Genomic DNA, 13,247 nt, shown 5'->3' with positions numbered 1-13,247 from the left:
ATGAATCAAAATAAGGTTGCAATTATTGACTATGGAATGGGTAATCTACGTTCAGTTGCTAATGCTTTTGCATCTCTCAAATATCCTGCATTTATTACCAAAAAGCCAGAGGATTTATATCAAGCTAGCCATATAGTTTTACCTGGTGTTGGCGCTTTTGGTGATGGTATAAAAAATCTTCAAGCTGCTGGTTGGGTAAATATTCTAGAAAAAGAAGTTATAGAAAATGGTAAACCATTTCTCGGAATTTGTCTGGGTATGCAGTTATTAGCGACTGCTGGAACTGAACATGGTTTTCACAAAGGCTTAAATTGGATTCCTGGAACTGTTAAACGGTTAGAAACTAACGAATCATATATCCGAGTACCTCATATTGGATGGAATGATGTTCACTTTTTAAATAAAGACGATTTGTATATTGGTTTAGGTGATTCTCAAGTTTTTTATTTTGTGCATAGCTATGTATTCTATCCAGAAGATACGAGTATAGTTTGTGGAGTTACTTCTCATGGTTTAGAGTTTATTTCTAGTATTCAAAAAGGTAATATATATGCAACTCAATTTCATCCAGAAAAGAGTCAAAAAAGTGGATTGAAAGTATTGAAAAATTTTATTGATTCCAAAATTAAAGATAATGCTTAAAAAAAGACTTATACCTATTTTACTCCTAAAAAATGGCTTACTAGTTCGTAGCGAGTTGTTTAAAGTCCATCAAATTATTGGTAATCCTATTCATGAAGTTAAACGTTTTAACGAATGGAATATTGATGAATTAATATATCTCGATATTAGTCAAAACCACACATACGACTTACGTCGTGATGACCACAAAATTAAAGATTTAACAGAACCACTAACAATATTAGAGGAAGTTAGTAAAACTTGTTTTATGCCGTTAACTTGGGGAGGAAAAATTCGTACAATTGACCAGATGCAACAAATAATTAGTAGAGGTGCTGATAAAATTACAATCAATACTACAGCAGTAGAAAATCCAGATTTAATTACTCAAGCTGCAAACTTTTTAGGTAGTCAAGCAATTGTAGTTAGTATTGATGTGTTTCGACATCCTAGTGGAGAAACAGAGGTTTTTATTGATGGTGGTAGTAAGCCTACAGGTATGAAACCTGAAGACTGGGCTAAAGAAGCAGAAAAAAGAGGAGCAGGGGAGATTTTACTGAATAGTATAAATCGTGATGGGACTGGACAAGGCTATGATTTAGAACTCATCAATGTAGTTACCTCTAACACTAAAATCCCAGTTATTGCTTGTGGTGGCGTTGGTAGATATGAGCATTATGTAGAAGGTATAAAAGCTGGTGCTTCTGCTGTTGCTGCTGCTAATATTTGGCATTTTAAGGAATTATCAGATAGAGGAGGAAAGCGGGCATTGGCAAAGGCTGGTGTTGAAGTTAGGTTGTAAACAATTCAGAAAGGAAGATAAATTATGTCAGTTCAATATTGTACAAAATGTGTTTATCCTTCATCAAGTGCAGTTCCTTTAATGTTTGATGAGGAAGGAGTTTGTTCTGGGTGTCGTGTTCATGAACAGAAAAAGTCTATAAATTGGGAGCAGCGCTGGCAATGGTTACAAGAACTTACTGATGAGTATCGTAGTGATAGTAACTATGACATTGTTATCCCAGTTAGTGGAGGTAAAGATAGTTACTTTCAGACTCACATTGCGGTTAAAGAATTAGGACTCAAGGCACTTTTAGTAACCTATCACGGTAACAACTATCTCCCTGAAGGTGAATACAATCTTTATCGTATGCGCGAGGTATTTGATTGCGACCACATAATTGTTCGCCCCAGTGTGGATGCGCTGATTAAAATGAATCGTGTTGGTTTCAAGCTACAGGGTGATATGAACTGGCACGCACACTGCGGCATTTTTACAGTACCTATTCAAGTCGCAGTTCGTTACAAAGTACCGTTGCTCTTGTGGGGTGAACACGGCTTTATGGATTTGGGAGGTATGTATTCCTACAATGACTTAGTGGAGTTTACCGCCAAACATCGTCTAGAGCATAACCTTAGAGGATATGACTGGGATGATTTCACCGATGATGGTTTGGAAAAGCTGGGGCGTTCTGAAGTCAAAGAAGGTTTGACAGCTAAAAATTTGATGTGGGGACAGTATCCATCTGATGAAGAGATTGATCAAGTAGGGGTGCGTGGCCTCTACTTATTCAACTTTCTAGACTGGGAAGGAAATCAACAAACTAAGCTGATGACGGAACTCTATGGGTGGCGTCCAGCAGAGCAACCTTTTGAGCGTACTTACCGCAGAATATCTAACTTAGATGATATGCACGAAAACGGCATACATGATTATCTAAAGTTTATTAAATTCGGCTATGGACGTGGATCAGATCATGCATGTAGAGATATTCGACCCGGCATTATGACCCGTGAGCAGGGAATTGAGATGGTAAGAAAGTACGATCATGTCAAGCCTCGTCGAGATTTAGAACGCTGGTTGAAGTACGTGGATATGACTGAAGAGGAGTTTGACTACATTTGTGATACTTTTCGCGATCGCCGTGTGTGGCGTATTGAGGATGGACAGTGGGTAAAAGATAACATTTGGGGAGAACCATCAGCTTATGGCTCTGTTCATCAAAGTTAAAAACTGTAAAAAATTAGCACAAAAAATAGGTTGAATTGCCAAGAAAACAAGGTTAAATATGCTTACTAATAGTCAAATAGAACAGTTCCACAAAGATGGATTTCTACTAGTACCATCTGTTTTAGAAAAAGAGCAAGTTGTAGAATTAAGAAATTCTCTTATTAATTTGTTCAACTCAAAAATCACATTTGAAGGAGATACTGATCATTTACGGAATGATATTTGCAATAGATATCAAGAATTTAGGTGGCTAGTTATACATCAGCCTATCGTCTCTGCTTTAAAGTCTTTATTAGGAAACGACTTTGTTTATCTTCCTGAAATCGGGGCACATAAATCTTTTTATTCAACTTGGCATAAAGATACAACATCACAAGAAGCTGCGGGACTCCAGTTTCAATGGCAACCTAATTATTTAATGATAGAAGCAGCAATATATCTTCAAGATAATGATGAATATGGTGGTGGTCTTGATGTGATTCCAGGTTCTCATCTGTATCCTGATCTATCAACAAATAGTGCAGCGCATGATTTTTGGTCAAAAATTACGCCACCACCGTATATTCATTCAGTTCAAAGTAAAGCTGGTGACTTGATTTTATTTGATTTTCGCATTAATCATCAAGCCTCGCTACCAACAAAATGTTCTGTAAATTTGATACCAGATTCAAAGCAGAAACTTGCAATTTTTATTGCCTGTAGTGCCAATAATAAGTATGTTGTTAGCTATAAAAAATTTATTTATAGCCGACCAAGTTATCACTATTTGAAAGATTATCAATATCAAGAAGATTTTCTACAACTAGTTAGAGATAACGGATTAATACTTGCTTAATTAATAAAATCAAAAAATTATGTTTAAAGAAGCAGACATTCGCCCAAAAGAATTATTAGCAGGACAAGCTGCAATATTAGCTGATGATATAAATCTTTTACTAAAGTACAAAAATGATTTTATATCTGTTGCTTGTCCTGCTTGCTGTTCAACAAATAGCGATCGCATTTATGAAAAGTACGGTATTCAGTTTGTAATTTGCCGAGAATGTGAAACAGTTTACGCTAATCCAAGACCTAGACCAGAACATCTGGAAGAGTATTATAAATACTCAAAAAATTATGCCTATTGGAATAAATATATATTTCCAGCATCTGAAGCTACAAGAAGAGAAAAAATTTTCAAGCCAAGAGTTCAAAAAGTTATTGATATTTGTCACAGATTTAATGTATCAACAGACACGATATTAGAGGTGGGAACAGGATTTGGTATTTTTTGCGAAGAGATTAAAAAAACTGGTGTCTTCCGTAGAGTGTTAGGGGTAGAACCTACTCCAGATCTAGCTGAAACCTGTCGTCATCGTGGTATAGAGGTAATTGAAAAACCTATAGAACAAATTGATTTTGGGAATAGCCGCATTGATGTAATTGTTAATTTTGAAGTAATTGAGCATCTATTCTCGCCTAAAGAATTTGTATTGAAGTGTTATGAATTTCTAGTTGAAGGAGGAATATTTATTTTAACTTGTCCTAATGTCAAAGGATTTGATATAGCAACTTTAGGAAACATTTCTAGTTCTGTTGATAATGAACATATTAATTTGTTCAATATTCACTCCTTAACGATTTTATTAGAATCTTGTGGTTTTGAAGTTATTGAGAGGCAAACTCCAGGGCAGTTGGATGCTGAATTAGTACGCAACAAAATTATTTCTGGTGAATTTGATGTGAATAATCAACCTTTTTTAAAACAAATATTAATGGATGAGTGGGAAAGTAAAGGCGAAGCTTTCCAGAAATTTTTATCGGAAAATCAACTCTCATCAAATATGTTGCTGGTAGCTAGGAAGCCTTAGATGAATTTGGTAATTCGTACAGATGCTTCAAGTGAAATTGGTACAGGTCATTTAATGCGTTGTTTTGCTTTAGCCCAGACCTGGCAAAAAAATCAAGGGGCAGTTGTTTTCTGCATAAATAATCAAGCGTCAGTTTTAGCCTCTCGATTAATATCACAAGCCATACAAGTTGTTTACTTAAAATCATTGCCGGGAAGTAATGAAGATGCTCAAGAAATATCAAATTTGGCACAGCAGCTAAGTTGTCAATGGATTGTAGTAGATGGCTATCATTTTGACGCAGAATATCAACTAATAATTAAAAATTCTGGGTTAAAGCTTTTATTTATTGATGATTATGGACACTCAAAACATTACTATGCCAATATTATCTTAAATCAAAACGTTTCTGCCCATGAAAGTTTATATACAAATCGAGAAGCTTACACTCAATTATTACTTGGCACATGCTATACATTATTGCGACAGGAGTTTTGGCAGTGGCAAGGATGGCAACGAATAAACCCGAATATAGCCCATAAGCTACTAATTACAATGGGAGGTGCTGACCCTGATAACGTCACTTTGAAAGTGATTAAAGGGTTACAGCTACTATCAGTTCAAAAACTAGAGGTTGTGGTTGTTGTCGGCGGAAATAATCCTCATTATGAACAATTGAAATTAGCGTCACAAGCATTAAAGTTTCCAATTCAAATAAAAAGGAATGTTACAAATATGCCTGAGTTAATGGCTTGGGCTGATTTAGGGGTAACTGCTGGTGGTAGTACTTGCTGGGAACTAGCTTTTATGGGTTTACCCAGTTTGATTCTAATTTTGGCAGAAAACCAACAAGCGATCGCCCAAAAATTAAATGCAATGGGAGTAGCCATAAATCTAGGTTGGCATCAAAATATTTCAGCTATCAACATAGCAGACGTAGTTTCACAGTTACTTGTATCAGATCAAACACGATTAGAAATGACCAAATGCGGGTTAGGTTTGGTTGATGGTCAAGGGGCTGATAGAGTTGTCATGTTTTTGACAGGCAAAAACTCAACTTAACGTGCAATCATACAGATGATAATTTTTAGGAGATATTATTTATTGGAGTCTCAAAACTATGAAACTCAGGTCTTATCAGTTCGAACAATTAGTTGAGCAAGGCTACCTTTCTCTCAATCAGGTTATCAATCAAGAAAAGTGCAAACAAGTACTAGAATATATAAAAAAAACTAGGAACTTTGGTCTAGACTTGTTCCTAGATGAAGCAGATTTTCGTGATAATCCCCAGTACAAAGGTGTAAATCCCATACCTGGCAGAAATCTTCTAGAAGAAATTGATCTCAGTTTTATAGAACAAAGTACAATTCTTTATCCACTACTAACAGAATTGTTAGGCGATGATTATTATATTGTCATCAAAAAAGTAATTTGTGGATTGCCAAAGCAGTGGATACCTCACTGGGTATTATCAGAAATTCAAGATATTCCAGTTGCGAATGTAGGATGTTTTATCAAACCAGAATATCGAGATATTACTTATTTCCAAGGAATAGATTTTCACCAAGATATAATTGATTATAAAAAACGTTCCTCAGATTTTATTACTCTTTATGTATATTTAGATGAGGTTTCTGAATTAGATTCTCCTTTGTTTATACTGCCTGAAAGCCATAAATTTGGAGCTACAACATTTCCTCATGATTTAGTACGTAGTGAACACGCTCCTAATGGTTGGAAATATTCAGATCGCCGAGGTAATCATAAACTCTTGCAGTGTCATACATTAACAGGGGTTGCTGGTGATGTCTGGTTTTGGCATCCTTGTTTTTTGCATGGTACTCAACCGACATTAATATCTCGTTCTAGAATATCTTTGCGCTATATAATTGCCAAATCTGCAACTGCTTCAAAGACATTTTTAGACTATGTAAATAGTAAAATAAATGCCCCTTTGTCTCTTGAGAGTACAAGGGTTGATATTAGTGATGTAGGTAAATCTATTGTAAGAGGAAATATCATTAATGGAAAAACCTAAGAGTGAAGATTACCGACTCAGAGCCTTGAATGAGTCAGATTTAGAGCAGGTCTTGGAATGGCGTAATTCTGAGCGTATTCGTACCAATATGTACACTGACCATATTATTAGTATAGAGGAACATAGAGAATGGTTTAAAAAAATATCTTTAGATAATAATGCTGTTTATAAGGTATTTGAGTTTAAGGGGCGTTCATTAGGAGTAGTTAATGCTACTCAAATAGATAGAGTTAACCAAAAATGTTCTTGGGCTTTTTATTTAGGCGATGAAAACGTACCTTTTGGTAGTGGAGCAGTCATGGAATTTCTTTTCTTGGAATACGTTTTTGAAGAATTGAAAATTAGGAAGTTATGCTGTGAAGTTTTCGTATTTAACTTGACAACTATTAAGTTACACAAAAAGTTTGGTTTTAGAGAAGAAGGTTACTTTAAGCAGCATATATTAAAAAATAATACATACGAAGATGTCATAAGCATGGCTCTATTAGTTGATGAATGGATAATCACTAAACCTAAATTAGAAAAATTATGTTTTTCACAAAAATAACTCTATGAATGAAATAAAAATCCAGCAATATAATATAGGTCATTTCCACAGGCCTTTTATAATTGCTGAAATGTCTGGTAATCACAACCAATCATTAGACGTAGCTCTAGAAATTGTTGAAGCAGCGGCGAAAGCTGGGGTACATGGTCTGAAAATCCAGACTTATACTGCCGACACAATGACTTTAGATATAGACGAGGGTGAATTTTATATTAATGATTCTCAAAGTTTGTGGAGTGGTAAATCACTGTATCAGCTATACCAAAAAGCTTATACATCTTGGGAATGGCATAAACCTATATTTGATCGGTGTAAGGAACTAGGAATCATTGGTTTTAGTACTCCCTTTGATGCTACTGCTGTGGATTTTCTCGAATCATTGAATGTACCTTGCTATAAAATCGCTTCTTTTGAAAATACTGATTTGCCTCTAATTCGCAAAATTGCCAGTACTGGTAAACCGATGATTATATCCACTGGTATGGCGACAATTTCAGAGTTAGATGAAACAGTGCGGACAGCACGGGAAGCTGGTTGTCAGAATTTGATATTACTCAAATGCACGAGTTCGTATCCAGCTACACCAAAGGATACCAACTTACTAACCGTCCCCCATTTGCGTGATTTGTTCAATGTACAGGTGGGGTTATCGGATCACACAATGGGAATTGGTGTTGCTGTTGCAAGTGTTGCGTTAGGAGCGACATTTATTGAGAAACACTTTACTCTCTGTCGAGCTGATGGTGGTGTTGATTCCGCTTTTTCAATGGAACCAGAAGAAATGCATCAACTAGTTGTTGAGACTCAAAGAGCTTGGGAAGCGCTGGGTAAGGTAAATTACGGCCCGACAGAAGCGGAGAAAGCATCGTTAAATTTTAGGCGATCGCTCTACATTACCCAAGACATGAAGACGGGAGATATATTTACGCCGGAGAATCTGAAAGCAATACGTCCTGGTCTTGGCTTACCACCAAAGTATTACGATTTTCTCCTTGGTAAACAAATCAAACAAGATGTCAAAAGAGGAACACCAGCTAGATGGGATTGGGTAAGTTAGTTAGAAGCTAAGGCGATCACCCTAAGTTGTTAAAAATCTGAGAACAAGAGATTTTTTAGATATATTAGGAACCTAGTACTTTTTCAATCGATAGAATACTAAAATACGGAAATCCAAAATGTTAACTATAGAAGATGTAATTGCCAGTCAAAAAGACCTCGCTCTACTATGTGCTGACCGACCATTACAAACTAATGAAGTATTTTTTGGAAATTCTTTTTATGGCATGGATTTGATTATCAAGAAATACGTAAATTTTCCTCAAAAATATCCGTTAAAAGTTTTATTGGTACATGGACCAGATTTGAGCAACAACCATCTATGGCAAGCAGAGATAGAATCTCCTTTGCTTAATATATATTGTTATCCAAGTTATCGAGAAGATGTATATATTAACGCAGTTAAAAACTGCGAACCTAAAAAAAGTATTATCCCAGCAGCATCACCATTTTTATATGCAACAGAAATTCTGAAAAGAGAACCAAAACCTAATCGCAGTGGAACTATCTTTTTCCCTTCTCACTCCACTGGTTACGTTACAGTTCAAATGGACTTTGAAGCCCTCGCAGAAGAATTAATACATCTTGATGATGAATATCAACCTGTTACAGTATGTCTTTATTGGAAAGATTTTAACTTAGGTAGGCATATTCCATTTCAAAAAAGAGGAATACAAATAGTTTCTGCTGGACATGTTTTTGACCCTAATTTTTTATTCCGTTTTTATCATCTTTGTTCCATGTATCGCTATGCTTCTGGCAATGAGCTAGGAACACACATATTTTATTCTATCAAATCTGGTTGTTCTTACTTTCACCTAAATTCAATTGAGAGTACTTACACAGCTCAAAGCGAAGCTCTACTCAAACATGACATCGCACATACACCTCCTGATAGAGAATTAGCTTTAAAGTCACTTTTTGCTGTGCCCCAACCTCAGACTACACCAGCACAAATGGCGATAGTTGATTACTACCTTGGTGCTAAGAATTTGAAATCAAGTCTAGAACTTCGTCAACAGTTAATTGATGCTGAACTTCTGTTTGGGGATAAAACTAAATCCAGACTTTTTTCTCCATCTCATAAAGCTGCATTTGATAGCGACTTAAAAAGAGATAGCCTTTTTCAACCCAACCAATCTAATAAGCTAAATACCTTAAAAGAACGCACATTATACAACACAAAGGAATTACCTTTGGTTAGTCTTTGTATTCCCACTTTTAATGGAGATTCATTTATACTAGAAGCTATTTCTAGTATAACATCTCAAACTTATCCTTATATAGAAATTATTATTTCCGATGATAATTCTAGTGATAAAACAATAGAGCTTATTAAACTCATTCTAAATAAAGTTAATATTAGTTTTACAATTAATAAACATGAGAGATATGGATTAGCAAATAATTGGAATTTCTGTATTTCTCAAGCTAAAGGCAAATATATAAAGTTTTTATTTCAAGATGACTTATTAGAGCCAAATGCTATTGAAGCAATGGTGACTTTAGCTGAACAAGATGAAGAAATAGGTTTAGTATTTTCGCCGAGAACACTCTTCACTAATACTGGCGATACTGTCTATGATTCAAACTTTTTAATGCATCATGAAGCTAAGGATATATACAAAGCTTGGTCAACATTAAATCCAGTTCAATTAGGACAAGAACTGTTGCAAGACCTAAATATACTTGATGATCCAATTAATAAGATTGGTGAACCAAGCACTGTACTAATTAGAAAAGAGGTTTTTGAAAAAGTAGGATTATTTAATTCTGAGTTTTGTCAACTTGTAGATTTAGAAATGTGGCTCAGAATAATGAGCCAATACAAAGTTGGTTTTGTTAACCAAGTTTTATCTCACTTTAGAATACATCCACAACAACAAACTCGCCGAAATGCTAATTTAAAGGATGCTATTTTATTAGATTATCAAAAACTATTTCAGACAATTTACAGCGATACACGATATCCTCTAGCGACCAGACAACAAGCTCTTTACAAATACGCAACTTTAAGTCAACAGAATGATGAATTGCGTCATTCACGAAGACAAATAGCAGAAGAATGGCTGAATATTTCAGATGAGCAGATAAAAGATATTTATGTAGGTCTGCTAGGTAAAACACATAAGATGCTACTGAATAGTAGCATCAAATATGAGTGCTTGACTAGTGAAGAACAGACTTTTGTTAATGATCTATTTAAAAATGTAGCTCAAGGTCTACAGCAGCCAAAAGCAATCCAGCATTTACTAGCAGCTATGCTGTATTACCGTGCTGATCAGTTGCCATTACAGCATGACCTCTCTTCTATACCTCATTGGTTGCTTAAGGACTATCTGCAATTCCTATTTTCCTCTCCAGTCTACTTTCAAGAGCCGGGAGAAGCAGATAATTACTATCACTATATGCAGGGTTGGATTGATTACTTGCATACATGTTTATTCAAAAATTCTGATTCTCCGTTATGGCATGAAATAGTTAACAACTTTGCTTTAATAGCTAATTTTATTTCTATATATTTCAATGAGAATAATCTGAAAAGTATCTATGTCAAACGTGCAGAAATACTAGATTTTTTCTTGAAAATTAATGGTTATCAAGTCGATTATGAGTTTGCAGAACGACCTGTAAATAGAAAAAAAATCAGGCTTGGGATTCTAGCATCACATTTTTCACCCGCAGCAGAAACTTTTGCGTACCTTCCTATTTATGAATATATCAGTAGAGACTTTGAAGTTATATTGTACTCTCTTAACCAAACTGGTCATCCTCTAGAGCAATATTGCCAAAGTTGTGCAAACTTCTTTAAGCTGCTACCGCAAGATTTGGCAGGACAAGTAAATACTATTCGTGCTGATGACTTAGATGTATTATTCATTGCTACCAATGTGACGGTAGTAACCAATCAAATCTGCCTTTTATCAATGCATAGATTGGCTAGAATACAAGCTACAAGTGGTGGTTCAGTTGTGACAACTGGAATGCGGAATATAGACTACTATATTTCTGGCACATTAACAGATCCATCAGTAACAGCAGAGCAGCAATATCAAGAAAAGCTCGTAAGAATAGCAGGATCTGCTCATTGCTTTAGTTATGGTACTGAACGAGACAATGCTACTGTCAAAGTGAATCGAGAAAGTTTGGGTATCTCTGAAGAAACTATTATTTTTAGCTCTGGTGCTAACTTCTTTAAAATTATCCCTGAACTAGTTGAGACATGGGCAAAAATAATTGCTAAAGTTCCGAATTCAGTGCTGATTTTGCTACCCTTTGGGCCTAATTGGTCAAATGCTTATCCTAAAAAATATTTTGAAAATAAACTGAAGCAAGTGTTTTCAAAGTATGAAATTTTAGCAGAAAGATTAATAGTCTTAGATCCTCAACCAGTACCCAATCGAGAGGATGTGAAGGAATACTTTAAAAGTGCTGATATCTATCTTGATTCTTATCCATTTTCGGGAACAACTTCTCTAGTGGAGCCACTACAAATTAATCTGCCAGTAGTCAGTAGACAGGGAACTAGTTTTCGCTCTGCAATGGGGGCTGCAATGGTGCAAGCATTGGAGATTGCTGATTTAGTGGCAGATAGTGAAGAGTCTTATATTCAATTAGCGATCGCACTCGGCAATAACCCTATATTACGTCAACAAAAAAGCGCTCAAATCAAAGAAAAAATGCAGGGTAATCCTAGTTTTCTTGATAGTCGCGCTTACTCAGCAAAAATAGGTAATCTCTTCCAAGAACTATTCAGTAAATATCTTGCAGATACTCTGAGTCAAAATTTCCGCTTAGGAGATATCAACCTGATTATTTTCCCAGACTGGTTACAGCCAGAAGAATTATTATATGAAGGGTTAGCGGGCGTAATTTCTACTCTGACTACTCACCCATATAAAAATAATTTAACTCTACTGATAGATACTCACAATATTTCTGAAGAAGAAGCTGATATGCTTTTATCGTCTTTAACCATGAATTTGCTCATGGAAGATGATGTAGATATAACTGAGGGACCAGAAATTTCTCTGCTAGGAAAGCTAAGTCAAAAACAATGGGAAACTCTATTGCCAAGAATTGAACATCGAATTGCTTTAGCAATAGATAACCAAGAGGCGATCGCCCAAGCAAAAGCAGAAAATCTTCCATCCTACGATGTAGATAGCTTGATCGCATCTAAATTAGAGATGACGCCTGTTTAACCCACTGCATATTCTGTAAACTTCCTCATGAATGGAGACTGAAACCCTAACACAATATCCTCTTTAGGAACTCCCATAGTAACCAAATTTGCTGCAATGTCGTCTTCTGTGCCATTCCACTGCAGCCAAATTTTTCCAACCTTAATATCAATATGGATGATGCAACTATGTACCCAATCTTGACCTTCCCAGCCTACATGTACTACTTGGTAATGATCACGTTTTATATCAAAAATATTCTCAACATCTATATTGCCATCAGCGGGTTTTTGCTGACTATACTCCTCTAATATCTGCTGCACTATCTGGCGATAGTGGGCTAGTTTTTCCATTTAAAAATCACCTCTTGCTCTACATCATAAATAATCATTTTGACTTGATTCTCTTCAATCATGGCTTGGGGAAATTCAAGTTGAAAAAATGTTTTATAAGTTGTCAAAGGTACTGCTAAATACAAAACACGCTCTGGCTGTCTTCGCCTTAATGCGCCTCTATAGTTGATAAACTGTCCCAATGCTGTATGGAATTCTGAGATGGCAGATGATTTCTCCAAAAAACTTTTGACTTCCACAGCAATTTTTTCCCCTTCCCGTTCTGCCGCAATGAGTTTTTCAGCAGCTAAATCAATAGAGACATTCACACCACCTACGCTAATTGGCAGGGGATCATGAGTAATCTGCCAACCATCCTTCTGCAAAGCTTTTTTGACAACTTCATGAAAGACATCTTTAGCAGACATACTTATCCATAATCCTATTTCTTATTTTTATATTATCTCTTACAGTAATTTTCAGGTAAATAGACCACGCGGTAGAGGCACAGCATTGCTCATGCATGTCAAGATAGATCCAGGGCGAATAGAATTCGCGGCTACACAAACAAAGTCCACCTCTGTGGACTAATAAATCAAGGATTTCTTAACCCACGGAGGTGGGTTTTG

Annotated in this window: 12 protein-coding genes; 10 read left to right on the top strand and 2 right to left on the bottom strand. The window is 35.8% G+C overall.

The window, feature by feature from the left end:
• The 10 genes from hisH (at position 1) to CAL7507_RS25985 (ending at position 12,307) form a co-directional block, all read left to right on the top strand.
• Positions 1 to 642 (top strand): imidazole glycerol phosphate synthase subunit HisH, encoded by a 642-nt coding sequence (gene hisH, locus CAL7507_RS26030; protein ID WP_015131474.1) that lies wholly within the window; start codon positions 1 to 3, stop codon positions 640 to 642.
• Positions 614 to 1,423, top strand: coding sequence for an imidazole glycerol phosphate synthase subunit HisF (hisF, locus tag CAL7507_RS32840; protein ID WP_201447862.1), 810 nt, complete (start codon positions 614 to 616; stop codon positions 1,421 to 1,423). The genes hisH and hisF overlap by 29 nt, the downstream gene beginning before the upstream one ends.
• A 24-nt stretch (positions 1,424 to 1,447) precedes the next feature.
• Complete coding sequence (locus CAL7507_RS32835) at positions 1,448 to 2,632, top strand: N-acetyl sugar amidotransferase (RefSeq protein ID WP_015131472.1); 1,185 nt, start codon at positions 1,448 to 1,450, stop codon at positions 2,630 to 2,632.
• A gap of 58 nt (positions 2,633 to 2,690) precedes the next feature.
• Positions 2,691 to 3,467: a phytanoyl-CoA dioxygenase family protein gene (locus tag CAL7507_RS26015; protein WP_015131471.1), complete on the top strand. Its 777-nt coding sequence runs from the start codon at positions 2,691 to 2,693 to the stop codon at positions 3,465 to 3,467.
• Positions 3,468 to 3,486: 19 nt separating this feature from the next.
• A complete protein-coding gene (locus CAL7507_RS26010; protein ID WP_015131470.1) occupies positions 3,487 to 4,482 on the top strand; it encodes a bifunctional 2-polyprenyl-6-hydroxyphenol methylase/3-demethylubiquinol 3-O-methyltransferase UbiG in 996 nt (331 codons plus the stop codon).
• Positions 4,483 to 5,523, top strand: coding sequence for a UDP-2,4-diacetamido-2,4,6-trideoxy-beta-L-altropyranose hydrolase (pseG, locus tag CAL7507_RS26005; protein ID WP_015131469.1), 1,041 nt, complete (start codon positions 4,483 to 4,485; stop codon positions 5,521 to 5,523). It abuts the gene before it with no gap.
• 58 nt (positions 5,524 to 5,581) lie between these two features.
• A complete protein-coding gene (locus tag CAL7507_RS26000) occupies positions 5,582 to 6,499 on the top strand; it encodes a phytanoyl-CoA dioxygenase family protein (RefSeq protein ID WP_015131468.1) in 918 nt (305 codons plus the stop codon).
• A complete protein-coding gene (pseH, locus tag CAL7507_RS25995; protein ID WP_015131467.1) occupies positions 6,486 to 7,046 on the top strand; it encodes a UDP-4-amino-4,6-dideoxy-N-acetyl-beta-L-altrosamine N-acetyltransferase in 561 nt (186 codons plus the stop codon). The genes CAL7507_RS26000 and pseH overlap by 14 nt, the downstream gene beginning before the upstream one ends.
• 4 nt (positions 7,047 to 7,050) lie before the next feature.
• Positions 7,051 to 8,103, top strand: coding sequence for a pseudaminic acid synthase (gene pseI, locus CAL7507_RS25990; protein ID WP_015131466.1), 1,053 nt, complete (start codon positions 7,051 to 7,053; stop codon positions 8,101 to 8,103).
• Between the two features lie 118 nt (positions 8,104 to 8,221).
• Complete coding sequence (locus tag CAL7507_RS25985; protein ID WP_015131465.1) at positions 8,222 to 12,307, top strand: glycosyltransferase; 4,086 nt, start codon at positions 8,222 to 8,224, stop codon at positions 12,305 to 12,307.
• On the opposite strand, the gene CAL7507_RS25980 is transcribed toward CAL7507_RS25985, so the two are convergent.
• Together CAL7507_RS25980 and CAL7507_RS25975 are read right to left on the bottom strand one after the other, a co-directional pair.
• A complete protein-coding gene (locus CAL7507_RS25980) occupies positions 12,304 to 12,639 on the bottom strand; it encodes a XisI protein (protein ID WP_015131464.1) in 336 nt (111 codons plus the stop codon). The genes CAL7507_RS25985 and CAL7507_RS25980 overlap by 4 nt on opposite strands.
• On the bottom strand, positions 12,627 to 13,046 hold the full coding sequence (locus CAL7507_RS25975; RefSeq protein WP_015131463.1) for a XisH family protein: 420 nt from the start codon (positions 13,044 to 13,046) through the stop codon (positions 12,627 to 12,629). The genes CAL7507_RS25980 and CAL7507_RS25975 overlap by 13 nt, the downstream gene beginning before the upstream one ends.
• Positions 13,047 to 13,247: the final 201 nt, after the last annotated feature.

The organism is Calothrix sp. PCC 7507 (genome assembly GCF_000316575.1).
Classification (GTDB): Bacteria; Cyanobacteriota; Cyanobacteriia; order Cyanobacteriales; family Nostocaceae; genus Fortiea.
This window is presented reverse-complemented; position numbering and strand designations above follow the sequence as displayed.

What these genes read in the sequence shown, in the direction of transcription:
- pseH (WP_015131467.1), top strand. Translation starts at nt 6,486, where the DNA reads ATGGAAAAACCTAAGAGTGAAGATTACCGACTCAGAGCCTTGAATGAG.
- CAL7507_RS25980 (WP_015131464.1), bottom strand. Translation starts at nt 12,639, where the DNA reads ATGGAAAAACTAGCCCACTATCGCCAGATAGTGCAGCAGATATTAGAG.
- CAL7507_RS32835 (WP_015131472.1), top strand. Translation starts at nt 1,448, where the DNA reads ATGTCAGTTCAATATTGTACAAAATGTGTTTATCCTTCATCAAGTGCA.
- CAL7507_RS26000 (WP_015131468.1), top strand. Translation starts at nt 5,582, where the DNA reads ATGAAACTCAGGTCTTATCAGTTCGAACAATTAGTTGAGCAAGGCTAC.
- CAL7507_RS25985 (WP_015131465.1), top strand. Translation starts at nt 8,222, where the DNA reads ATGTTAACTATAGAAGATGTAATTGCCAGTCAAAAAGACCTCGCTCTA.
- CAL7507_RS26015 (WP_015131471.1), top strand. Translation starts at nt 2,691, where the DNA reads ATGCTTACTAATAGTCAAATAGAACAGTTCCACAAAGATGGATTTCTA.
- CAL7507_RS26010 (WP_015131470.1), top strand. Translation starts at nt 3,487, where the DNA reads ATGTTTAAAGAAGCAGACATTCGCCCAAAAGAATTATTAGCAGGACAA.
- hisH (WP_015131474.1), top strand. Translation starts at nt 1, where the DNA reads ATGAATCAAAATAAGGTTGCAATTATTGACTATGGAATGGGTAATCTA.
- pseG (WP_015131469.1), top strand. Translation starts at nt 4,483, where the DNA reads ATGAATTTGGTAATTCGTACAGATGCTTCAAGTGAAATTGGTACAGGT.
- pseI (WP_015131466.1), top strand. Translation starts at nt 7,051, where the DNA reads ATGAATGAAATAAAAATCCAGCAATATAATATAGGTCATTTCCACAGG.
- CAL7507_RS25975 (WP_015131463.1), bottom strand. Translation starts at nt 13,046, where the DNA reads ATGTCTGCTAAAGATGTCTTTCATGAAGTTGTCAAAAAAGCTTTGCAG.